Genomic DNA, 16,652 nt, shown 5'->3' with positions numbered 1-16,652 from the left:
GCTCTATCTCTAGAGTTGTCAGAGGATGTCAAGACCTGGTAAGGTTCTTCGCGTTGCTTCGAATTAAACCACATGCTCCACCGCTTGTGCGGGCCCCCGTCAATTCCTTTGAGTTTCAGTCTTGCGACCGTACTCCCCAGGCGGAGTGCTTAATGCGTTAGCTGCAGCACTAAAGGGCGGAAACCCTCTAACACTTAGCACTCATCGTTTACGGCGTGGACTACCAGGGTATCTAATCCTGTTTGCTCCCCACGCTTTCGCGCCTCAGCGTCAGTTACAGACCAAAAAGCCGCCTTCGCCACTGGTGTTCCTCCACATCTCTACGCATTTCACCGCTACACGTGGAATTCCGCTTTTCTCTTCTGCACTCAAGTTCCCCAGTTTCCAATGACCCTCCACGGTTGAGCCGTGGGCTTTCACATCAGACTTAAGAAACCGCCTGCGCGCGCTTTACGCCCAATAATTCCGGATAACGCTTGCCACCTACGTATTACCGCGGCTGCTGGCACGTAGTTAGCCGTGGCTTTCTGGTTAGGTACCGTCAAGGTACAAGCAGTTACTCTTGTACTTGTTCTTCCCTAACAACAGAGTTTTACGACCCGAAAGCCTTCATCACTCACGCGGCGTTGCTCCGTCAGACTTTCGTCCATTGCGGAAGATTCCCTACTGCTGCCTCCCGTAGGAGTCTGGGCCGTGTCTCAGTCCCAGTGTGGCCGATCACCCTCTCAGGTCGGCTATGCATCGTTGCCTTGGTGAGCCGTTACCTCACCAACTAGCTAATGCACCGCGGGCCCATCTGTAAGTGATAGCCGAAACCATCTTTCAATTTTCTCCTATGCAAGAGAAAATGTTATCCGGTATTAGCTCCGGTTTCCCGGAGTTATCCCAGTCTTACAGGCAGGTTGCCCACGTGTTACTCACCCGTCCGCCGCTAACGTCATAGAAGCAAGCTTCTAATCAGTTCGCTCGACTTGCATGTATTAGGCACGCCGCCAGCGTTCATCCTGAGCCAGGATCAAACTCTCCGAAGAAATGTTTGACTTGCTCATAAAAGTTTAAAAAAATTAACGTTGACGTTTGTCGCTTTGTTCAGTTTTCAAAGTTCAACCGCCGCTCTTAGGCGACTTTTTTATATTAACAAGTTGAAAGTAACTTGTCAACACTTTTTTTACTTTTTGTTATCGCTCACTTGCGACATTTAATGATTTAACAGATATAAATAAAAAGGTCAATACTTTTTCGAAACTTTTTTATCAACTTTGTTTATAGATAATGATTAGTTAACTTGTACGCATTAATAATCGTCTTAGTAATACCTGTCTTTCTTTAATAACACGAGCAATAAACGGGTTAGATTCATATGTATGAGTCTGTATAGATAAATCTTTTAATTCTTTTAATAAAATAGTTTGCAGCTCTACTATTTCTTGTTCATTCAAAGATAACCTTCTCACGTATAACACCTTTTCTTGTTTATTCTAACCATCGCTGGCAACTTTATATCATCTTTTATAAGAACCGATGATTATTTGTTATTTATCTTTCACACTTTGCATAGAAATTAGACAAGTACTACTTAATTAAATGAGGTGAAAACGTGAATGGATTTTATACAATAAAAGCTAAACGCTTAAAACAAACCATAATTATTATTTTATCAGCTTTGTTTACAAGCTTCTTCCTTTATGCTCAACATATGTTTGACTATCCCGTTTTCTCAACGGACGATGGACCACGGGCTGTTTATAAGGCTGAAGAAAAAGATTTAGAGGTAGCCTTAACTTTTAATATCAGCTGGGGAGACGAACGTGCTGTTCCTATTTTGGATGAACTAAAAAAACAAAAGATCAATCAAGCCACGTTCTTTTTATCTGCTTCCTGGGCAGAACGTCATCCAGATGTTGTTGAAAGAATTAAAAAGGAAGGCCATGAAATTGGAACCATGGGATATGATTATAACTCCTATACTTCTATGGAGCCAAACGAAATTAGGCAAGATTTAGCGAAATCACAGAAAGTTTTTAACTCTTTAGGTATTAAGGAAGTAAAACTTTTGCGTCCACCTAACGGACATTTTAATAAAGATATTCTAAAACTTGCAAATAAGATGGGGTATACAATTATTCACTGGAGCATTGACTCAAAAGATTGGACAAATCCAGGTGTTAAAGAAATTGTATCAAATACAACTAAACCATTACATGGTGGAGACATTGTATTACTGCATGCGTCCGATTCAGCTCAGCAAACTGCAGAAGCACTCCCTTATATCCAGCACTCTTTACAGTCTAAAAAAATATCAAACGTGACAGTCTCTACTCTTATTTCTAATACAAAAAGTGATATTCAAGATGTTAAATAAAAAACAACCGGGGGCTATTAGCCGCTGGTTGTTTTCACTACTTTTGTGTTTGCTGTTAATTTAGGTAAGATCAAAAGTTGATATGTATTACAAATTAACAAAGGAAATAGCATTAAATACAGCCAGCTTTCTTCATTGGTACGAAGTGCAGGAAACCATTCCACTGTCGTAATTACAACAATAAAGAATAGAGCCGGCACAAAAGCCTCTTTTTTCGTGCTTTTAGCCTTTAGGTATGCTACCACTAAGCCGTACACCAAAACAAAAATACTAATTAAAAGGTAGCTCAACATAGATTCTCCCTCTTCAGCAAAAAAGCGATAGCGAAAATAAACTAAATCAAATAGTACAAAAATAATTAACACCAATTGTACGCTTGACCATAAGGATAATGAACGAAAAATCCCAATCCCAAATCGATGAATCGTTAAATATGCAAAAAAACCCATTTGACTAATAAGGCTAAAGATAAAGCCTACACCGATTAGCCACGTTAAAATTGATAAGATCTCTGCTACTTCTCCACCAGCAAATAACTCTTTGTACTCATTCCATCTCACCGCAAAACCAACGATAGATGTGCTAAGCCCACCTACTATTAAGGTTGATAAAAAAAGTCGAACCCAATTGCGACTATTCACGCTCATCCCCCCATAAAACCGTTAAGTAATCCCTTTCATAAATTGTACCAATCGTTTTTTAAAAAATCTAGAGGTGAGTAATGAATAAAAAATGCTCATTATCTCATATTAAGCGTAAGCGTATGTTGAAAGGAGCCCATCATCCATGAAAAAGCTACTCTTGCTCCTCTCTTATGTAGGGATATGCATGTTTTCATTAACTGCCTGTGCCCCTCAAGACGAGGAAAGTAACGGGATGGATTACGATCAAACAAAGAAAATGGTTGTTGATATTTTAAAGACTGATGAAGGAAAGAAAGCCATTGAAGCTATTATGGATGATCCTACACTTCGAGAGAACCTCGTGATGGATCAAGCAATGGTTAAAGAAACAATTTCTGAAACGTTGACTTCAGATACTGGCATTGAATTTTGGAAAAAAGCCATGAAAGATCCAAAATTCGCTGAGAGCTTTGCTAAAAGTATGGAAGCAGAGCATGAACGAGTATTAAAGCAGCTTATGAAGGATCCTGATTACCAAGCCATGCTACAGGACATTTTAAAAGACCCAGCAATGGAAAAAGAACTGTTAACCGTACTTAAGAGTAAAGAATACCGCACTCATTTACAGAAAGTAATGAATGAAACATTCGAAAGTCCTCTTTACCAATCAAAAATTCAGGATATCTTATTAAAAGCTGCTGCAGAAAATTCTGAACAACAAGGTCAAAAAGGTGAAAATAGTGACGAAGGCTCTTCTGAAGAAGCATCCGTTGACGCTGAAGAACAAGAACAAGAACAAGAACAAGATTAAAAAAAGAGTTTGAGACATAACAAAATGATTGCTTCTAAAAGACGAACACTCGCTGTTCTCATCTCTTTGGTTTGTCAGAACACGTTCGTTCCATTGCGCTACGGCCACTCGCTTTCCGCAGGGAGGAACCTGAGCTTCCTCGCTGCGCTGCGGGATCTCAGTTTTCCCTCTCTTTCCCGCAGGAGTCGAGTGTCCTACGATCCATTCCACCCTGTTTCCAACATTGTTTGCACAATCAACAAAAAACCTGAACGATTGAAAGTGAGGAGCTCTCAACCGTTCAGGTTTAACATTGGCTGAATTACTGATGTCCCAGCCTCTTTTTAATTATAGACGTTTTGTTCGCAAATATCCGCGACTTTTTGAGCGATTTCTTTATACACTTTCCCTAAACGATGAGACTTGTCATACACAGATGGAGCAAAGTCTTCTTCATTCCAATCTGGTTGACTTAAAGGAAGCTGGCCTAATAGCTTGGTTTGAAGTTCTTCAGCTAATTTTTGACCGCCACCTTTTCCAAATACATATTCCTTCTCACCAGTCAACTTACTCTCAAAAAAGGACATGTTTTCAACCACTCCAATTACTTCATGATCCGTCTTCAATGCCATTGCGCCGGCTCTTGCTGCAACGAATGCTGCAGTTGGATGTGGAGTCGTAATAATAACCTCTTTACAAGATGGAAGCATTGAATGAATATCTAATGCAATGTCACCTGTCCCTGGAGGTAAATCTAATAATAAATAATCTAATTCTCCCCATTCAACTTCTGTAAAGAAGCTTGTCAACATTTTACCAAGCATGGGGCCACGCCAGATAACTGGTGAATTATCCTCAACAAAGAATCCCATTGAGATTACTTTAACCCCTAATCTTTCTACAGGAATAATACGTTCTCCTTGTACCGTAGGACGCTGTGTAATCCCCATCATATCCGGAACGCTAAATCCGTAAATATCAGCGTCAATTAAACCTACTTTTTTTCCTAAACGTGCTAGAGATATCGCTAAATTTACAGAAACCGTTGATTTCCCCACGCCACCCTTACCACTCGCAACTGCGATAAATTGCGGAGGGTTAAGACTCGTAAGTAAGTTACCATCGTTCTTTTGCTCAGCGCGAAATGGTGCTAATTCTTCAGGAGTAAATTCAATAAAGCGAATTCCTACTGTTGCAGCACCAATTTCTTTTAGTTTTTCAACGATAGTTGATTGTAATGAAAGTTGTTCGCTCGTACCTGTTTTAGCTACAGCAACTTTTACACTAATATGCTTTTTCTCTTCTTTGATTGAAATTTCTTTAATTGCATCTGTTTCGTTTAATGATCTGTTTAAAAATGGATCTACAATTTCCCCTACTGCATCTTTTACCTGTTGTTCCGTAAGCATATTCCCACCACCATGTTAAAAGTCATTTTCCACTTTTAGTATACCATACTCTAATACATACAAGGTTACATGTTACCCTATTTTGCTTTTTCACCTGCAAAATAGCGACTTACTCCTTCATAGATAGATTCTGATACCTTTTGCTGATACTTTTCAGTTTCTAACAGCTCACGTTCAGAAGGATTGGATAAAAACCCGACTTCAACTAAGGCACCCGGTGGATCTGCATGCTTTAATAAGTAGAGAGTTTGCATGACTTTAGCTTCTCTTGTTGTGTTCTCTAGGTTTGCTTTTAGTTCATTTTGAATTAACTTCGCTACTTGTTCATTCTCTTTTAAAGAACCATGGTAAAACGTTTGAGCACCTCTCCAAGCTGGAGATGGAATAGCATTAAGATGTATGGTTAAATACAAATCTGCATTTGATTCATTAATGATATCAAGTCGCTTTTTTAAATCTTCAACCTTACGCCTGCTATATCCTTTTGTTTCTTTTTTAGCTAAATCCTTGTCTGTTTCTCGCGTCAATATCACTAAAGCACCTTGTTCTTGAAGGTAATCTCTGAGTTCAAGTGACATTTTTAACGTAATATCTTTTTCCAACGTTTCTTTTCCACCAACAGCTCCACCGTCAGGACCTCCATGACCAGGGTCAATTACAATGATTTTCCCGCTTAGAGGCAAAGAGAAAGAGCCTGACGATATCTTGGTACCAAATTGATATTGAATGATAAATGCAATAACAACAAACGCTAATAGCCCGCTTATAATTTTTACTTTAGACAAAAAATCCCCTCCCATTCCCACATACCTATTTACTTCTATATGGGACAAGGGGGCAATTTATGATTATTTTTCAACTAAGGCGAAGACGATGTCTACGAATACCCGTTTCGTATCCTTCATTCCACCACTCTTCTACATAAGACTGGCACAGATAATAAAGGCTGTCCTTAGAAACTTCATTTGAAGCGGAACATAGTACTTCAAATAGCGTGTCTGCTAACAGTTTCTCTTCATTTACACTGCGCAGCTTTGATTGTTCTGCTGTTTCTCCCCAAGTGAAAAACTTACTTGTTCTTGCTCCTAGCAAAAACGATTCGATAGCAATATCCATACAGTACTCTTCAACGTGGTATTCGCTCATCACATGCCACTGAAAAATAGGTCGGAATGTTTTATCAGCTTTTCTGTGTAGTTCCTCAATGGACAAATCTCGTAAGATTTTGCGCTCATACTTCATTTCTTTTTCGTATCGCTTCTCTTTAAACGTGTTCGCTTCATACATAAATATGCAAGACTCCTTTTTCTCATATTGTCTACACAACCTGTAATCTCATTCATTAAAAGCTAAGACAATATAAAAAAACCCTCGGTCTTTGAGACCAAGGGTTGAAACGATAATAGAAATTAACGTTTTGAGAACTGAGGTGCACGACGAGCGCCTTTAAGACCGTATTTTTTACGTTCTTTCATACGAGCGTCACGAGTTAATAGGCCAGCGCGTTTTAATGTTACGCGGTATTCTGGATCAGCTTCTAATAAAGCACGAGAAATACCGTGACGGATAGCACCAGCTTGACCTGCGTAACCTCCACCATCAACGTTTACAAATACGTCATAGTTACCTACAGTTTCAGTTAAAGCAAGTGGTTGCTTTACTACTTCACGTAGTGCAGCGAATGGGATGTACTCTTCGATTTCACGACCGTTAATTACAACGCGACCGTTACCTGGTACTAAACGTACACGAGCAACAGAGCTTTTACGACGACCAGTTCCATAATATTGTACCTGTGCCAAGATAATAACCTCCTTATTAATTATCCGCGAAGTTCGTAAACTTCTGGTTTTTGAGCTTCATGTGGATGTGTGTTACCAGCATATACATGAAGTTTTTTGAACATTTGACGACCTAAGCTACCTTTTGGAAGCATGCCTTTGATTGCTAATTCAAGCATTTTTTCAGAGTAGTTAGTACGCATTTCTAATGCTGTACGTTGCTTTAAACCACCTGGGTGCATGCTGTGACGGTAGTAAATCTTGTCAGTTAATTTCTTACCTGTTAATTCGATTTTCTCAGCATTGATAAGGATAACGTTATCACCAGTATCAACGTGTGGTGTAAAAGTTGGTTTATGTTTACCGCGTAAGATAGATGCTACTTCACTAGCAAGACGACCTAAAGTTTTACCTTCAGCATCAACAACATACCATTTACGCTCTACTTCGTTTGCTTTCGCCATGAAAGTTGTACGCATGAGTTTCCCTCCTAATTTTCATCAATAATAAAATTATTTCAACCTTATATTTCAACACGATTAATTTCCGGGGCTAACCGTGGGGTTAAAATACATACCATATGATATATTATATGTTTACACTACTAATGTCAAGAAAATGTTACACCAGGTTTAGTTGTCATAGAAAACTTGCCACAAATAGAGCCCTTCCGCCGGAGCTGTTTTCCCCGCTAAAGGCCGTGATTTGCTCTCTAATACTGCTTTTATATCAACAGGATCTATTTTACCTTGTCCTACATCTAACAATGTACCAACAAGAATACGTACCATATTGTATAAGAAGCCATTTCCCTTAAACGTAAGTACAAGTTGGTTACCCTCTTCGACCAAATCTATATTATAGATTGTCCGCACCTTATCTTCCACTTCTGTTTTTGCAGAACAAAAACTCGTAAAATCATGAGTGCCGATGAGATAATGACTTGCTTCTTTCATCTTCATGTAATCAAGCTTATAAGGATAGTGGTATGCATAATAACGAGTGAAAGGATTGCGATTTTCCTGCCTATCAATATAATAACGATACTCTTTCGCCTTCACATTGAAACGAGCGTGAAACTCAGAATCGACTTCACTTACATACTTAATTACAATATCATCTGGGAGCATTGAATTCAATGCTTTTTTCCACTTATTGAGTGGAATATTTAGGTCTGTATCAAAGTGAATAACTTGACCTTCAGCATGAACCTGTGCATCCGTTCGACCAGATGCATAAATGGTTATTTTCCTTTTATGCATCTGTGTTAAAACCTTCTCTATTTCACTTTGAACTGTTCGTTTCTCCGGCTGTACCTGATACCCAGCAAAAAGAGAACCATCATACGCCACGATACATTTTAAGCGTTTCATTTTTTTCACCAAACCAGTTTAATTTCGAATAAATAATAGACCCACAGCTAAACAAACGAGCGTAATCAGCATAATGGTATCAGCTGCTCCCCAGGTTAGCTGTCGATACTTTGTACGCCCTTCTCCCCCTCTATATCCTCTAGCCTCCATTGCAATGGCTAGCTCTTCAGCTCGCTTAAACGAGCCAATAAAAAGTGGGACAAGCAACGGAACTACTGCTTTTAGTCGATCCATAATAGGTCCGCTACTAAAGTCGACACCACGAGCTGTTTGAGCCTTAATAATTTTATCTGTTTCATCCATTAAAGTAGGAATAAAGCGTAATGATATAGACATCATTAATGCTAGTTCATGAACAGGGAATTTTAGCTTCTTTAAAGGGCCTAGTAAACTCTCAATACCATCTGTTACTTGAATTGGCGTTGTTGTTAACGTCAGCAAAGTGGTAATTAAGATTAAAAATAAAAAGCGCAGAGATATTAATAAACCTTGAATAACTCCACCTTGATGGACAGATAAGAAGCCTAATTCAAGCAAGACAGGTCCTTCTTTAGTCATAATGATATGCAAGATAAACGTAATAATAATAATCCATATAACCGGCTTTAAGCCTCGTAGGATAAATGAAAATGGAACCTTGCTCATAAAGACCAACAGGGCTGTATAGGCTCCTAGTAACACATAACCACCTGCATTATTAGCCAGGAAAACGATTAGGATATAAGCAAATACGAGTAAAAGCTTAGCTCGAGGGTCCATTCTATGAACAACTGACTCCCCTGGGACATACTTCCCTATAATCATGGAATTCATCATGGCTTCTCACCCTTTAACATTAATCCTTGTACCTGCTGAATAACCTCTTGAAAAGTGAGGGGAACCTGATTATCTCTACGCTTGAATTTTTCTTGTAGCTTTAAGGAGAAACGAAGCGTCTCGGGAACTTGTAGTCCGTATTCATTTAATTTCTCATATTGACTGAATACTTCTTTAGGCGTACCTTTAATAGCAATAGTTCCTTTATTCATAACCAAGACTTCATCTGCATACATTGCAGCATCTTCCATGCTATGAGTAACCAGAATTGTTGTAAGGCCCTTTTCTTTATGAAGCGTATAAAGCATATCCATAATCTCTTTTCGACCTCTTGGATCTAAACCTGCTGTTGGTTCATCTAAAACAAGAACTTCAGGTTCCATTGCTAAAATTCCAGCAATAGCTACCCTTCTCATTTGCCCTCCACTCAAATCAAATGGAGAACGCTGCAACATATCTTGTGATAAGCCTACTAATTCAATTAGCTCTCTTGCTTTTTTCTGTGAATCTTCCAAGCTTGCTCCGTAATTCATTGGCCCAAAGCATATATCCTTCTCAATTGTTTCTTCAAACAGCTGATGCTCTGGAAACTGAAAAACGACTCCTACCTTTTGACGAATCGGCTTTAATTGCTTTTCCTTACGGTTAGATTCTATGGTACGAGCTCCGATTGTAATGGAGCCAGACGTAGGCTTTAAGAGAGCATTTAGATGCTGAATAACCGTTGATTTACCAGAACCCGTATGCCCGATTACTGCTAGAAACGTCCCAGATTTAATAGTGAGGTTTAAATCATGGAGCGCCATGCGTTCAAAAGGAGTATTTAGTTGATAACGATGCTCTACGTCTTTGAATATAATGTCCATAGTTCGTTCACCAAGTCCTCATCCGTTAAATGAATTTTTGATAGCGGAATGCCTAAAGATGCAATCTTTTCACTTAGCTTCACTGAAAATGGTAAGTCCAAGCCAATTCTCGTTAACTCAGAGCCTAAAGCAAAAATTTCCCTAGGTTCTCCACTCGCAAAAACTTTTCCTTTGTTTAAAACAATTACACGATCAGCCATAGCTACCTCATCTAAATCATGAGTAATGGAAATAACCGTGAGTTTTTTTTCTTCTTTTAATTTTCGAACAGTTTCAAGTACTTCGGTTCTACCTATCGGATCTAACATTGAAGTAGCTTCATCTAAAACAATAATATCTGGCTGGACTGCTATAATACCTGCAATAGCCACACGCTGCTTTTGGCCTCCAGATAAGGAATGTGGCTCTTGATTAACATAATCGCTCATATTGACGAGCTGAAGAGCTTCAGGAATACGCTGAGCCATTACCTCGTATGGAATACCGTTATTCTCTAAGCCAAATGCAATATCGTCTTGTACAGTAGAGCCTACAAATTGGTTATCAGGGTTTTGAAACACCATTCCAATCTGTTTACGAATTTCCCAGATAGTATCAGCATCAAGAAACGTATCCATCACTTTAACACATCCAGATTCCGGAAGAATCAAACCATTTAAAATTTTTGCCAGCGTTGATTTACCCGAGCCATTATGCCCCGCAATTGCCAACCATTCACCTTTATAAGCAGAGAAACTAATTTGATCGAGTGTTAGATCATCATTTGACTCATAGCGAAAACATAAATTCTTTACTTCAAGTGATGTCTCTTTCAACGTAACGATCCCTCTAATCTTTACTCTTCATATAAAAAGGTTGAAGAGTTAATGGTATAAAAAAAGGGCAACGACTAGTTTCAAACTGTCTCGCCCTTTTCCACATGTATAAATTATTAAACTAATTCAATGATAACGACTGGAGCACCGTCACCACGGCGTGGTCCAACTTTTAAGATACGAGTGTAACCGCCTTGGCGATCTTCATATCGAGTAGCGATATCGCTGAATAGTTTTTGTAATGCGCTTTGGTTAGCTTCTTCGTTAGCTACTTCATTACGGATGTAAGCTGCAGCTTGACGACGAGCATGTAAATCTCCACGTTTACCTAAAGTAATCATTTTTTCAACAGTTGAACGTAACTCTTTAGCGCGAGCTTCAGTAGTTTGGATACGCTCGTTGATGATTAAATCAGTTGTTAAATCACGAAGAAGCGCCTTACGTTGTGCGCTTGTACGACCTAATTTACGGTAAGACATGTGAGGTCCCCTCCTTTGTTAAGTAGTTAAACAGATTAATAAGATATCAATCGTCTTTACGTAAGCCTAAGCCCAGCTCTTCAAGTTTAGCTTTCACTTCTTCTAAAGATTTGCGGCCTAAGTTACGAACTTTCATCATATCTTCTTCTGTTTTGTTAGCAAGCTCTTGTACAGTGTTAATGCCTGCACGTTTTAAGCAGTTATAAGATCGAACAGATAAATCTAGTTCCTCGATAGTCATCTCAAGAACTTTTTCTTTCTGATCTTCTTCTTTTTCTACCATAATCTCTGCTTTTTGGGCTTCATCAGTTAAGTTAACAAAGATGTTTAAGTGCTCAGTTAAGATCTTTGCACCTAAAGCTACTGCTTTTTCTGGCTCGATGCTTCCATCAGTCCATACATCAAGTGTTAACTTATCATAATTCGTCATTTGCCCCACACGAGTATTTTCTACATAATACGAAACACGCGTAACAGGAGTATAAATAGAATCAATTGGAAGAACTCCAATTGGTTGGTCTTCACGCTTGTTTGCATCGGCAGGATTATAACCTCGACCAGTGCGAGCAGTTAGTCTCATACGGAAATGAGCATCTGATTCAAGTGTAGCAATATGAAGATCTGGATTTAGAACTTCAATATCACTATCTGCTTGAATATCAGCAGCCGTGACAGTACCAGGACCTTTAACATCAATCTCAAGAGTTTTCTCTTCATCAGAGTAAATCTTTAACGCCAATTTCTTAACGTTTAAAATGATGTTTGTTACATCTTCAACAACCCCAGGGACTGTTGAGAATTCATGTAATACACCTTCAATTTGAATAGATGTTACAGCTGCACCAGGGAGTGAGGATAATAGGATACGACGTAAGGAGTTACCCAAAGTAGTACCATATCCACGCTCAAGTGGTTCGACGACGAATTTACCGTACTTTCTATCATCGCTGATTTCTACCGTTTCGATTTTTGGCTTTTCAATCTCTATCATAATAAACCCTCCTTCAAAACGTCGAAACCTCGGCTAGACTGAGTCTTCTCAAGGCCTAACCGAAATTCCCTATTAGACAGTTCCCGAATGTGCACAACAAATGAAAAAACATTTCGTTGCATGAATAAATTCTATACCATCATCATTATCGACAATTGTACAGAATCTATACATATTAATTATACACGACGACGTTTTGGCGGACGGCATCCGTTATGAGGAACAGGAGTAACATCTTTAATAGCTGTTACTTCTAAACCTGCAGCTTGAAGAGCACGGATAGCAGCTTCACGACCTGCACCAGGTCCTTTTACTGTTACTTCTAAAGTTTTCATACCATTGTCCATTGATACTTTAGCAGCTGTTTCAGCAGCCATTTGAGCAGCAAATGGAGTAGATTTACGAGAACCTCTGAAGCCAAGTGCACCTGCACTAGACCAAGCGATCGCATTACCGTGAACATCTGTAATAGTTACGATAGTGTTGTTGAACGTAGAACGAATGTGAGCAACACCAGATTCAATATTCTTTTTCACGCGACGTTTACGTGTATTAGTTTTACGTGCCATCTGTTAATGACCTCCCTTACTAATTATTTCTTCTTGTTCGCTACAGTACGGCGTGGGCCTTTACGTGTACGAGCATTGTTTTTACTGTTTTGACCACGAACTGGTAAACTACGACGGTGGCGGATACCACGGTATGAACCAATCTCAATTAAACGTTTGATGTTTAAAGAAACTTCACGACGAAGATCGCCTTCTACTTTATAGCTATCTAAAATATCACGAATTTTACCTAATTCTTCTTCTGTTAAGTCACGAACGCGAGTATCTTCAGAAACTCCAGCTTCAGCTAGAACTTTTTCAGCAGTTGGACGACCAATACCGAAAATGTATGTTAAAGAAACGACTACGCGTTTGTCACGAGGAATATCAACACCAGCAATACGTGCCATGTGAACAGTGCACCTCCTTATGATTAACCTTGTTTTTGTTTATGCTTAGGGTTTTCACAAATTACCATTACTTTCCCTTTTCTGCGGATTACTTTACATTTTTCGCAGATCGGCTTTACCGATGGTCTGACTTTCATGTTTCATACCTCCTTGATAGTACGGAGTGCATAGGTTTTATTTGAAACGGTACGTAATTCTACCGCGAGTTAAATCGTATGGTGATAATTCTACAGTTACTTTGTCACCAGGTAAAATGCGAATGAAGTGCATACGAATCTTACCAGATACATGAGCAAGTACTGTATGACCATTTTCTAATTCTACCTTGAACATTGCATTAGGTAAAGTCTCTAGGACTGTACCTTCTACTTCAATTACATCGTCTTTTGCCATTAAAGTGCTCTCCTTTCTTTGCAACAGTAACAAGCTATCATTAATTGACTTAAAAAGAACCTGTTCTGAACATCCGGAGATCGTAATCATTAAATTCAAGATGGATCACGTTTGTAATATACATCTTTACCATTTTAACAGCAATTCAGACGAAAAACGAGCATCGTGAATTTAGATAATTACTGTTTAACTGTCCAGTGCATCTAGCGAGGAATGGATAGAGATAACCTTAACTACCAACTACAGCGTTGTTAGAATTTCATATCCCGTCTCAGTGATTGCAATTGTATGTTCGAAATGCGCACACATCTTTCCGTCGACTGTTACAACAGTCCAGTTATCAGATAATGTTTTGACATATCGAGTTCCAGCGTTCACCATTGGCTCTACTGCCAACACCATGCCTGGACGTAGACGCGGTCCTTTATTTGGTGGACCATAATGTGGAATCTGCGGATCCTCATGTAAATCTTGGCCAACACCATGACCAACATATTCTCTTACAATTGAAAAGTTTTGAGATTCTGCATACGTTTGAATAGCATGTGAAATATTCGATAATCGATCGCCGGGCTTAGCTTGCTCTAAGCCTTTATAAAGAGATTGCTCTGTGACATCTAGAAGCCGTTGATTTTCTTCTGAAATCTTTCCAACTCCGTACGTCCAAGCAGAATCACCGTGATAGCCATTGTATTTAGCACCAATATCAATGCTGATGATATCTCCTTCTTGCAGCTTTCTGTTTCCTGGAATACCATGAACTAATTCTTCGTTTACAGAAGCACAAATACTACCGCGAAAACCATTATACCCTTTAAAAGACGGAATTGCATCATGTTGACGAATAAATTTTTCAGCAATTGCATCCAATTCTTCCGTCGTAATACCAGGTTGAATATGTTTTTTTAACTCTTGATGAGTTAAAGCTACAATTTTCCCTGCTTCACGCATGATTGCAATTTCACGCGGCGTCTTGCAAATGATCATTGCTTGACTCCCCCGAGTAAATTACGGATGTCGTCAAATACAACGTTAATGTCTTGATTACCATTAATATTGCGTAAATAACCTTTTTCTTCATAGAAATGAAGTAATGGTTTTGATTGTTCAACGTTAACTGAGAGTCTAGTTGAAACAGTTTCCTCATTATCATCTGCACGCTGGTACAGCTCTCCCTCACACTTGTCACAAACGCCTTCTTTAGCAGGAGGGTTGAATACAAGGTGGTAAGTAGCTCCACAGTCTTTACAAATGCGACGCCCTGTAAGGCGTTCCATAAGGATACTTTCATCTACATCAATATTAATAACATAATCAATCTTTTTGTTTAATTCTTCTAAGATTGTTTCAAGAGCGTCTGCCTGTGCTACTGTTCTTGGGAATCCATCAAGTAAAAAGCCATTTTCACAATCTTGTTTGTTTAAACGTTCACGAACAATACCGATTGTTACTTCATCTGGTACAAGATTACCTTGATCCATAAATGATTTAGCTTTTAAGCCTAGAGGCGTTCCTTCTTTAATTGCAGCTCGGAACATATCTCCTGTTGAGATATGAGGGATATCGTAATGCTCAACGATCTGTTCTGCTTGAGTACCTTTCCCAGCACCAGGAAGGCCCATTAACACTAAATTCATTTTTTGCTTCCCCCTCAGTATCTATCTGTTTAATGGGAAAGCAAGCTGCTTCCCACTAAACCCTTTATTTAATAAACCCTTTATAATGTCGTTTCACTAATTGACTCTCAAGCTGTTTCATTGTCTCAAGAGCTACACCGACAACGATTAACAAACTAGTACCACCAATCTGTGCAGACTGAGGTAAATTTGCAACCTGGATAAAAATCACTGGTAGTACAGCAATTAACGCAAGGAAAATTGAACCGATTAATGTTAAGCGGTACAACACTTTTGTTAAATATTCTTGTGTGCTTTTACCAGGGCGAATACCTGGAATGTATCCACCTTGCTTCTTCAAGTTTTCTGCTACTTGCTCTGGGTTAACCTGAACAAATGTGTAGAAATATGAGAAAGCAATGATTAACGCAACATATACTATCATACCAATTGGCTGAGTATAGTCAAACGTCTTTTGAATCCAATCTGTCACATCATTCGGACCGAAGAATGATGCAATCGTTGGTGGAGTAATAATGAATGAAACTGCAAAGATAACAGGAATAACCCCAGCAGCATTTACTTTTAACGGTAAATGTGTGGACTGACCACCCGTAGGATTACGACCGGCTGAACCCTTTGCATATTGAATAGGTATTTTTCGTAAAGCTTGTTGGAAATAAATAACACCAACTACAATAGCTAATACAGCAAGTGCAATTAAAACAACTGTCACAATACGAATAAATAACTGATCCCCAACATCTTCGAATTGCTGAGCGTAGATCTGGTTGAGTGTTGTAGGGATCCCAGCAGCGATACCAGCAAAGATAATGATGGAAATACCATTACCGACGCCTTTCGCTGTAATCTGTTCGCCTAACCACATTAAGAACGCTGTTCCTGCCGTTAGTACGACAGCAATTAAAAGATAAGTAGCGACTCCGGGATTAGCAATTAATTGCCCACCCGACATATTGTTAAATCCTATAGACATACCTAATGCCTGGATAAATCCAAGCACAATTGTTCCGTAACGAGTTACTTGGGCAAGTTTACGACGCCCAACCTCTCCTTGCTTTGACCATTCTGTAAACTTAGGTACAACATCCATCTGCAATAATTGAACGATGATGGATGCTGTAATATAAGGCATAATGCCCATTGCAAGTATAGAGAAGTTTTGAAGAGCCCCACCGCCAAATGTATTTAGAACTCCAAATACATTTAACTCGTCTTGCAACTTCAGTACATCCGTATTAACACTAGGTACAGGAATAAAAGTACCAATTCGGAAAATAACTAACATTAACAATGTGAAAAAGATTTTTTGTCTAATTTCACGTACGCGCATTAAATTGGAGATTGTTTGAAACATTA

General features: G+C 39.0%; 22 protein-coding genes and 1 rRNA gene. 2 read left to right on the top strand and 21 right to left on the bottom strand.

All coding sequences use genetic code 11. From position 1 onward, the window contains the following. Together A2U94_RS10160 and A2U94_RS21145 are read right to left on the bottom strand one after the other, a co-directional pair. A 16S ribosomal RNA gene (locus A2U94_RS10160) occupies nucleotides 1-1,031 on the bottom strand; the annotation flags it as partial. Nucleotides 1,032-1,280: 249 nt separating this feature from the next. Continuing rightward, nucleotides 1,281-1,454 carry a hypothetical protein gene (locus A2U94_RS21145; protein ID WP_153301109.1) on the bottom strand — a complete coding sequence of 58 codons (174 nt, stop codon included), beginning with the start codon at nucleotides 1,452-1,454 and terminating at the stop codon, nucleotides 1,281-1,283. 143 nt (nucleotides 1,455-1,597) lie between these two features. Between A2U94_RS21145 and pdaB the strand changes: the two genes are divergently transcribed. Next, nucleotides 1,598-2,362 (top strand): polysaccharide deacetylase family sporulation protein PdaB, encoded by a 765-nt coding sequence (gene pdaB / locus A2U94_RS10155; protein ID WP_025909763.1) that lies wholly within the window; start codon nucleotides 1,598-1,600, stop codon nucleotides 2,360-2,362. 17 nt (nucleotides 2,363-2,379) lie between these two features. On the opposite strand, the gene A2U94_RS10150 is transcribed toward pdaB, so the two are convergent. Continuing rightward, nucleotides 2,380-3,003 carry a KinB-signaling pathway activation protein gene (locus tag A2U94_RS10150; RefSeq protein ID WP_025909762.1) on the bottom strand — a complete coding sequence of 208 codons (624 nt, stop codon included), beginning with the start codon at nucleotides 3,001-3,003 and terminating at the stop codon, nucleotides 2,380-2,382. Nucleotides 3,004-3,148: 145 nt separating this feature from the next. Between A2U94_RS10150 and gerD the strand changes: the two genes are divergently transcribed. After that, nucleotides 3,149-3,796 carry a spore germination lipoprotein GerD gene (gerD, locus tag A2U94_RS10145; RefSeq protein ID WP_025909761.1) on the top strand — a complete coding sequence of 216 codons (648 nt, stop codon included), beginning with the start codon at nucleotides 3,149-3,151 and terminating at the stop codon, nucleotides 3,794-3,796. A 323-nt stretch (nucleotides 3,797-4,119) separates the two neighbouring features. Here the strand turns inward: gerD and salA are convergent, their stop codons facing one another. The 18 genes from salA to secY all read right to left on the bottom strand — a co-directional run bounded on the left by salA (nucleotide 4,120) and on the right by secY (nucleotide 16,650). Further along, complete coding sequence (salA, locus tag A2U94_RS10140) at nucleotides 4,120-5,184, bottom strand: iron-sulfur carrier protein/transcriptional regulator SalA (RefSeq protein ID WP_025909760.1); 1,065 nt, start codon at nucleotides 5,182-5,184, stop codon at nucleotides 4,120-4,122. 77 nt (nucleotides 5,185-5,261) lie between these two features. After that, nucleotides 5,262-5,984 (bottom strand): N-acetylmuramoyl-L-alanine amidase CwlD, encoded by a 723-nt coding sequence (gene cwlD, locus A2U94_RS10135; protein ID WP_035320656.1) that lies wholly within the window; start codon nucleotides 5,982-5,984, stop codon nucleotides 5,262-5,264. A 55-nt stretch (nucleotides 5,985-6,039) separates the two neighbouring features. After that, nucleotides 6,040-6,471, bottom strand: a complete 432-nt coding sequence (locus A2U94_RS10130; RefSeq protein ID WP_025909758.1) for a DUF2521 family protein — start codon at nucleotides 6,469-6,471, stop codon at nucleotides 6,040-6,042. Between the two features lie 122 nt (nucleotides 6,472-6,593). After that, a complete protein-coding gene (rpsI, locus tag A2U94_RS10125) occupies nucleotides 6,594-6,986 on the bottom strand; it encodes a 30S ribosomal protein S9 (RefSeq protein WP_025909757.1) in 393 nt (130 codons plus the stop codon). Nucleotides 6,987-7,006: 20 nt separating this feature from the next. After that, nucleotides 7,007-7,444: a 50S ribosomal protein L13 gene (gene rplM / locus A2U94_RS10120; protein ID WP_025909756.1), complete on the bottom strand. Its 438-nt coding sequence runs from the start codon at nucleotides 7,442-7,444 to the stop codon at nucleotides 7,007-7,009. A gap of 153 nt (nucleotides 7,445-7,597) precedes the next feature. Continuing rightward, complete coding sequence (gene truA / locus A2U94_RS10115; protein WP_025909755.1) at nucleotides 7,598-8,338, bottom strand: tRNA pseudouridine(38-40) synthase TruA; 741 nt, start codon at nucleotides 8,336-8,338, stop codon at nucleotides 7,598-7,600. 18 nt (nucleotides 8,339-8,356) lie between these two features. Beyond that, entirely contained in the window at nucleotides 8,357-9,154 is a 798-nt protein-coding gene (locus tag A2U94_RS10110) for an energy-coupling factor transporter transmembrane component T family protein (protein WP_025909754.1), read from the bottom strand. Beyond that, nucleotides 9,151-10,020: an energy-coupling factor ABC transporter ATP-binding protein gene (locus tag A2U94_RS10105; protein WP_025909753.1), complete on the bottom strand. Its 870-nt coding sequence runs from the start codon at nucleotides 10,018-10,020 to the stop codon at nucleotides 9,151-9,153. Before A2U94_RS10105 ends, A2U94_RS10110 begins: the two co-directional genes overlap by 4 nt. Next, nucleotides 9,996-10,835: an energy-coupling factor ABC transporter ATP-binding protein gene (locus A2U94_RS10100; RefSeq protein ID WP_025909752.1), complete on the bottom strand. Its 840-nt coding sequence runs from the start codon at nucleotides 10,833-10,835 to the stop codon at nucleotides 9,996-9,998. The genes A2U94_RS10105 and A2U94_RS10100 overlap by 25 nt, the downstream gene beginning before the upstream one ends. A 116-nt stretch (nucleotides 10,836-10,951) precedes the next feature. Next, nucleotides 10,952-11,314 (bottom strand): 50S ribosomal protein L17, encoded by a 363-nt coding sequence (gene rplQ, locus A2U94_RS10095; RefSeq protein WP_025909751.1) that lies wholly within the window; start codon nucleotides 11,312-11,314, stop codon nucleotides 10,952-10,954. Between the two features lie 46 nt (nucleotides 11,315-11,360). Beyond that, the gene (locus tag A2U94_RS10090) at nucleotides 11,361-12,305 is read right to left on the bottom strand and encodes a DNA-directed RNA polymerase subunit alpha (protein ID WP_013054952.1); all 945 of its coding nucleotides are present in this window, start codon (nucleotides 12,303-12,305) and stop codon (nucleotides 11,361-11,363) included. Nucleotides 12,306-12,484: 179 nt separating this feature from the next. Next, entirely contained in the window at nucleotides 12,485-12,874 is a 390-nt protein-coding gene (rpsK, locus tag A2U94_RS10085) for a 30S ribosomal protein S11 (protein ID WP_025909750.1), read from the bottom strand. Between the two features lie 23 nt (nucleotides 12,875-12,897). Then, the gene (rpsM, locus tag A2U94_RS10080) at nucleotides 12,898-13,263 is read right to left on the bottom strand and encodes a 30S ribosomal protein S13 (RefSeq protein ID WP_025909749.1); all 366 of its coding nucleotides are present in this window, start codon (nucleotides 13,261-13,263) and stop codon (nucleotides 12,898-12,900) included. Between the two features lie 23 nt (nucleotides 13,264-13,286). Then, a complete protein-coding gene (gene rpmJ, locus A2U94_RS10075) occupies nucleotides 13,287-13,400 on the bottom strand; it encodes a 50S ribosomal protein L36 (RefSeq protein WP_003156543.1) in 114 nt (37 codons plus the stop codon). A gap of 37 nt (nucleotides 13,401-13,437) precedes the next feature. Beyond that, nucleotides 13,438-13,656 carry a translation initiation factor IF-1 gene (gene infA / locus A2U94_RS10070; RefSeq protein WP_025909748.1) on the bottom strand — a complete coding sequence of 73 codons (219 nt, stop codon included), beginning with the start codon at nucleotides 13,654-13,656 and terminating at the stop codon, nucleotides 13,438-13,440. 240 nt (nucleotides 13,657-13,896) lie between these two features. Beyond that, on the bottom strand, nucleotides 13,897-14,643 hold the full coding sequence (gene map / locus A2U94_RS10065; protein ID WP_025909747.1) for a type I methionyl aminopeptidase: 747 nt from the start codon (nucleotides 14,641-14,643) through the stop codon (nucleotides 13,897-13,899). Then, entirely contained in the window at nucleotides 14,640-15,293 is a 654-nt protein-coding gene (locus A2U94_RS10060) for an adenylate kinase (RefSeq protein ID WP_025909746.1), read from the bottom strand. Before A2U94_RS10060 ends, map begins: the two co-directional genes overlap by 4 nt. 64 nt (nucleotides 15,294-15,357) lie before the next feature. Further along, complete coding sequence (gene secY, locus A2U94_RS10055; RefSeq protein WP_025909745.1) at nucleotides 15,358-16,650, bottom strand: preprotein translocase subunit SecY; 1,293 nt, start codon at nucleotides 16,648-16,650, stop codon at nucleotides 15,358-15,360. Nucleotides 16,651-16,652: the final 2 nt, after the last annotated feature.

It is taken from the genome of Bacillus sp. VT 712, from assembly GCF_001614195.1.
Lineage (GTDB): Bacteria > Bacillota > Bacilli > Bacillales > Bacillaceae_H > Priestia > Priestia flexa.
Note: the sequence above shows the minus strand (reverse complement) of the source record. Positions and strands in the feature narration are given on the sequence as shown.

Excerpts from the sequence above, each read along its gene's own strand:
- cwlD (WP_035320656.1), bottom strand. The coding sequence starts at position 5,984 with ATGGGAGGGGATTTTTTGTCTAAAGTAAAAATTATAAGCGGGCTATTA.
- truA (WP_025909755.1), bottom strand. The coding sequence starts at position 8,338 with ATGAAACGCTTAAAATGTATCGTGGCGTATGATGGTTCTCTTTTTGCT.
- rplQ (WP_025909751.1), bottom strand. The coding sequence starts at position 11,314 with ATGTCTTACCGTAAATTAGGTCGTACAAGCGCACAACGTAAGGCGCTT.
- secY (WP_025909745.1), bottom strand. The coding sequence starts at position 16,650 with ATGTTTCAAACAATCTCCAATTTAATGCGCGTACGTGAAATTAGACAA.
- A2U94_RS10105 (WP_025909753.1), bottom strand. The coding sequence starts at position 10,020 with ATGGACATTATATTCAAAGACGTAGAGCATCGTTATCAACTAAATACT.
- A2U94_RS10110 (WP_025909754.1), bottom strand. The coding sequence starts at position 9,154 with ATGATGAATTCCATGATTATAGGGAAGTATGTCCCAGGGGAGTCAGTT.
- infA (WP_025909748.1), bottom strand. The coding sequence starts at position 13,656 with ATGGCAAAAGACGATGTAATTGAAGTAGAAGGTACAGTCCTAGAGACT.
- rpsK (WP_025909750.1), bottom strand. The coding sequence starts at position 12,874 with ATGGCACGTAAAACTAATACACGTAAACGTCGCGTGAAAAAGAATATT.
- A2U94_RS10090 (WP_013054952.1), bottom strand. The coding sequence starts at position 12,305 with ATGATAGAGATTGAAAAGCCAAAAATCGAAACGGTAGAAATCAGCGAT.
- rpsM (WP_025909749.1), bottom strand. The coding sequence starts at position 13,263 with ATGGCACGTATTGCTGGTGTTGATATTCCTCGTGACAAACGCGTAGTC.
- rplM (WP_025909756.1), bottom strand. The coding sequence starts at position 7,444 with ATGCGTACAACTTTCATGGCGAAAGCAAACGAAGTAGAGCGTAAATGG.
- A2U94_RS10060 (WP_025909746.1), bottom strand. The coding sequence starts at position 15,293 with ATGAATTTAGTGTTAATGGGCCTTCCTGGTGCTGGGAAAGGTACTCAA.
- gerD (WP_025909761.1), top strand. The coding sequence starts at position 3,149 with ATGAAAAAGCTACTCTTGCTCCTCTCTTATGTAGGGATATGCATGTTT.
- salA (WP_025909760.1), bottom strand. The coding sequence starts at position 5,184 with ATGCTTACGGAACAACAGGTAAAAGATGCAGTAGGGGAAATTGTAGAT.
- rpmJ (WP_003156543.1), bottom strand. The coding sequence starts at position 13,400 with ATGAAAGTCAGACCATCGGTAAAGCCGATCTGCGAAAAATGTAAAGTA.
- map (WP_025909747.1), bottom strand. The coding sequence starts at position 14,643 with ATGATCATTTGCAAGACGCCGCGTGAAATTGCAATCATGCGTGAAGCA.
- A2U94_RS10130 (WP_025909758.1), bottom strand. The coding sequence starts at position 6,471 with ATGTATGAAGCGAACACGTTTAAAGAGAAGCGATACGAAAAAGAAATG.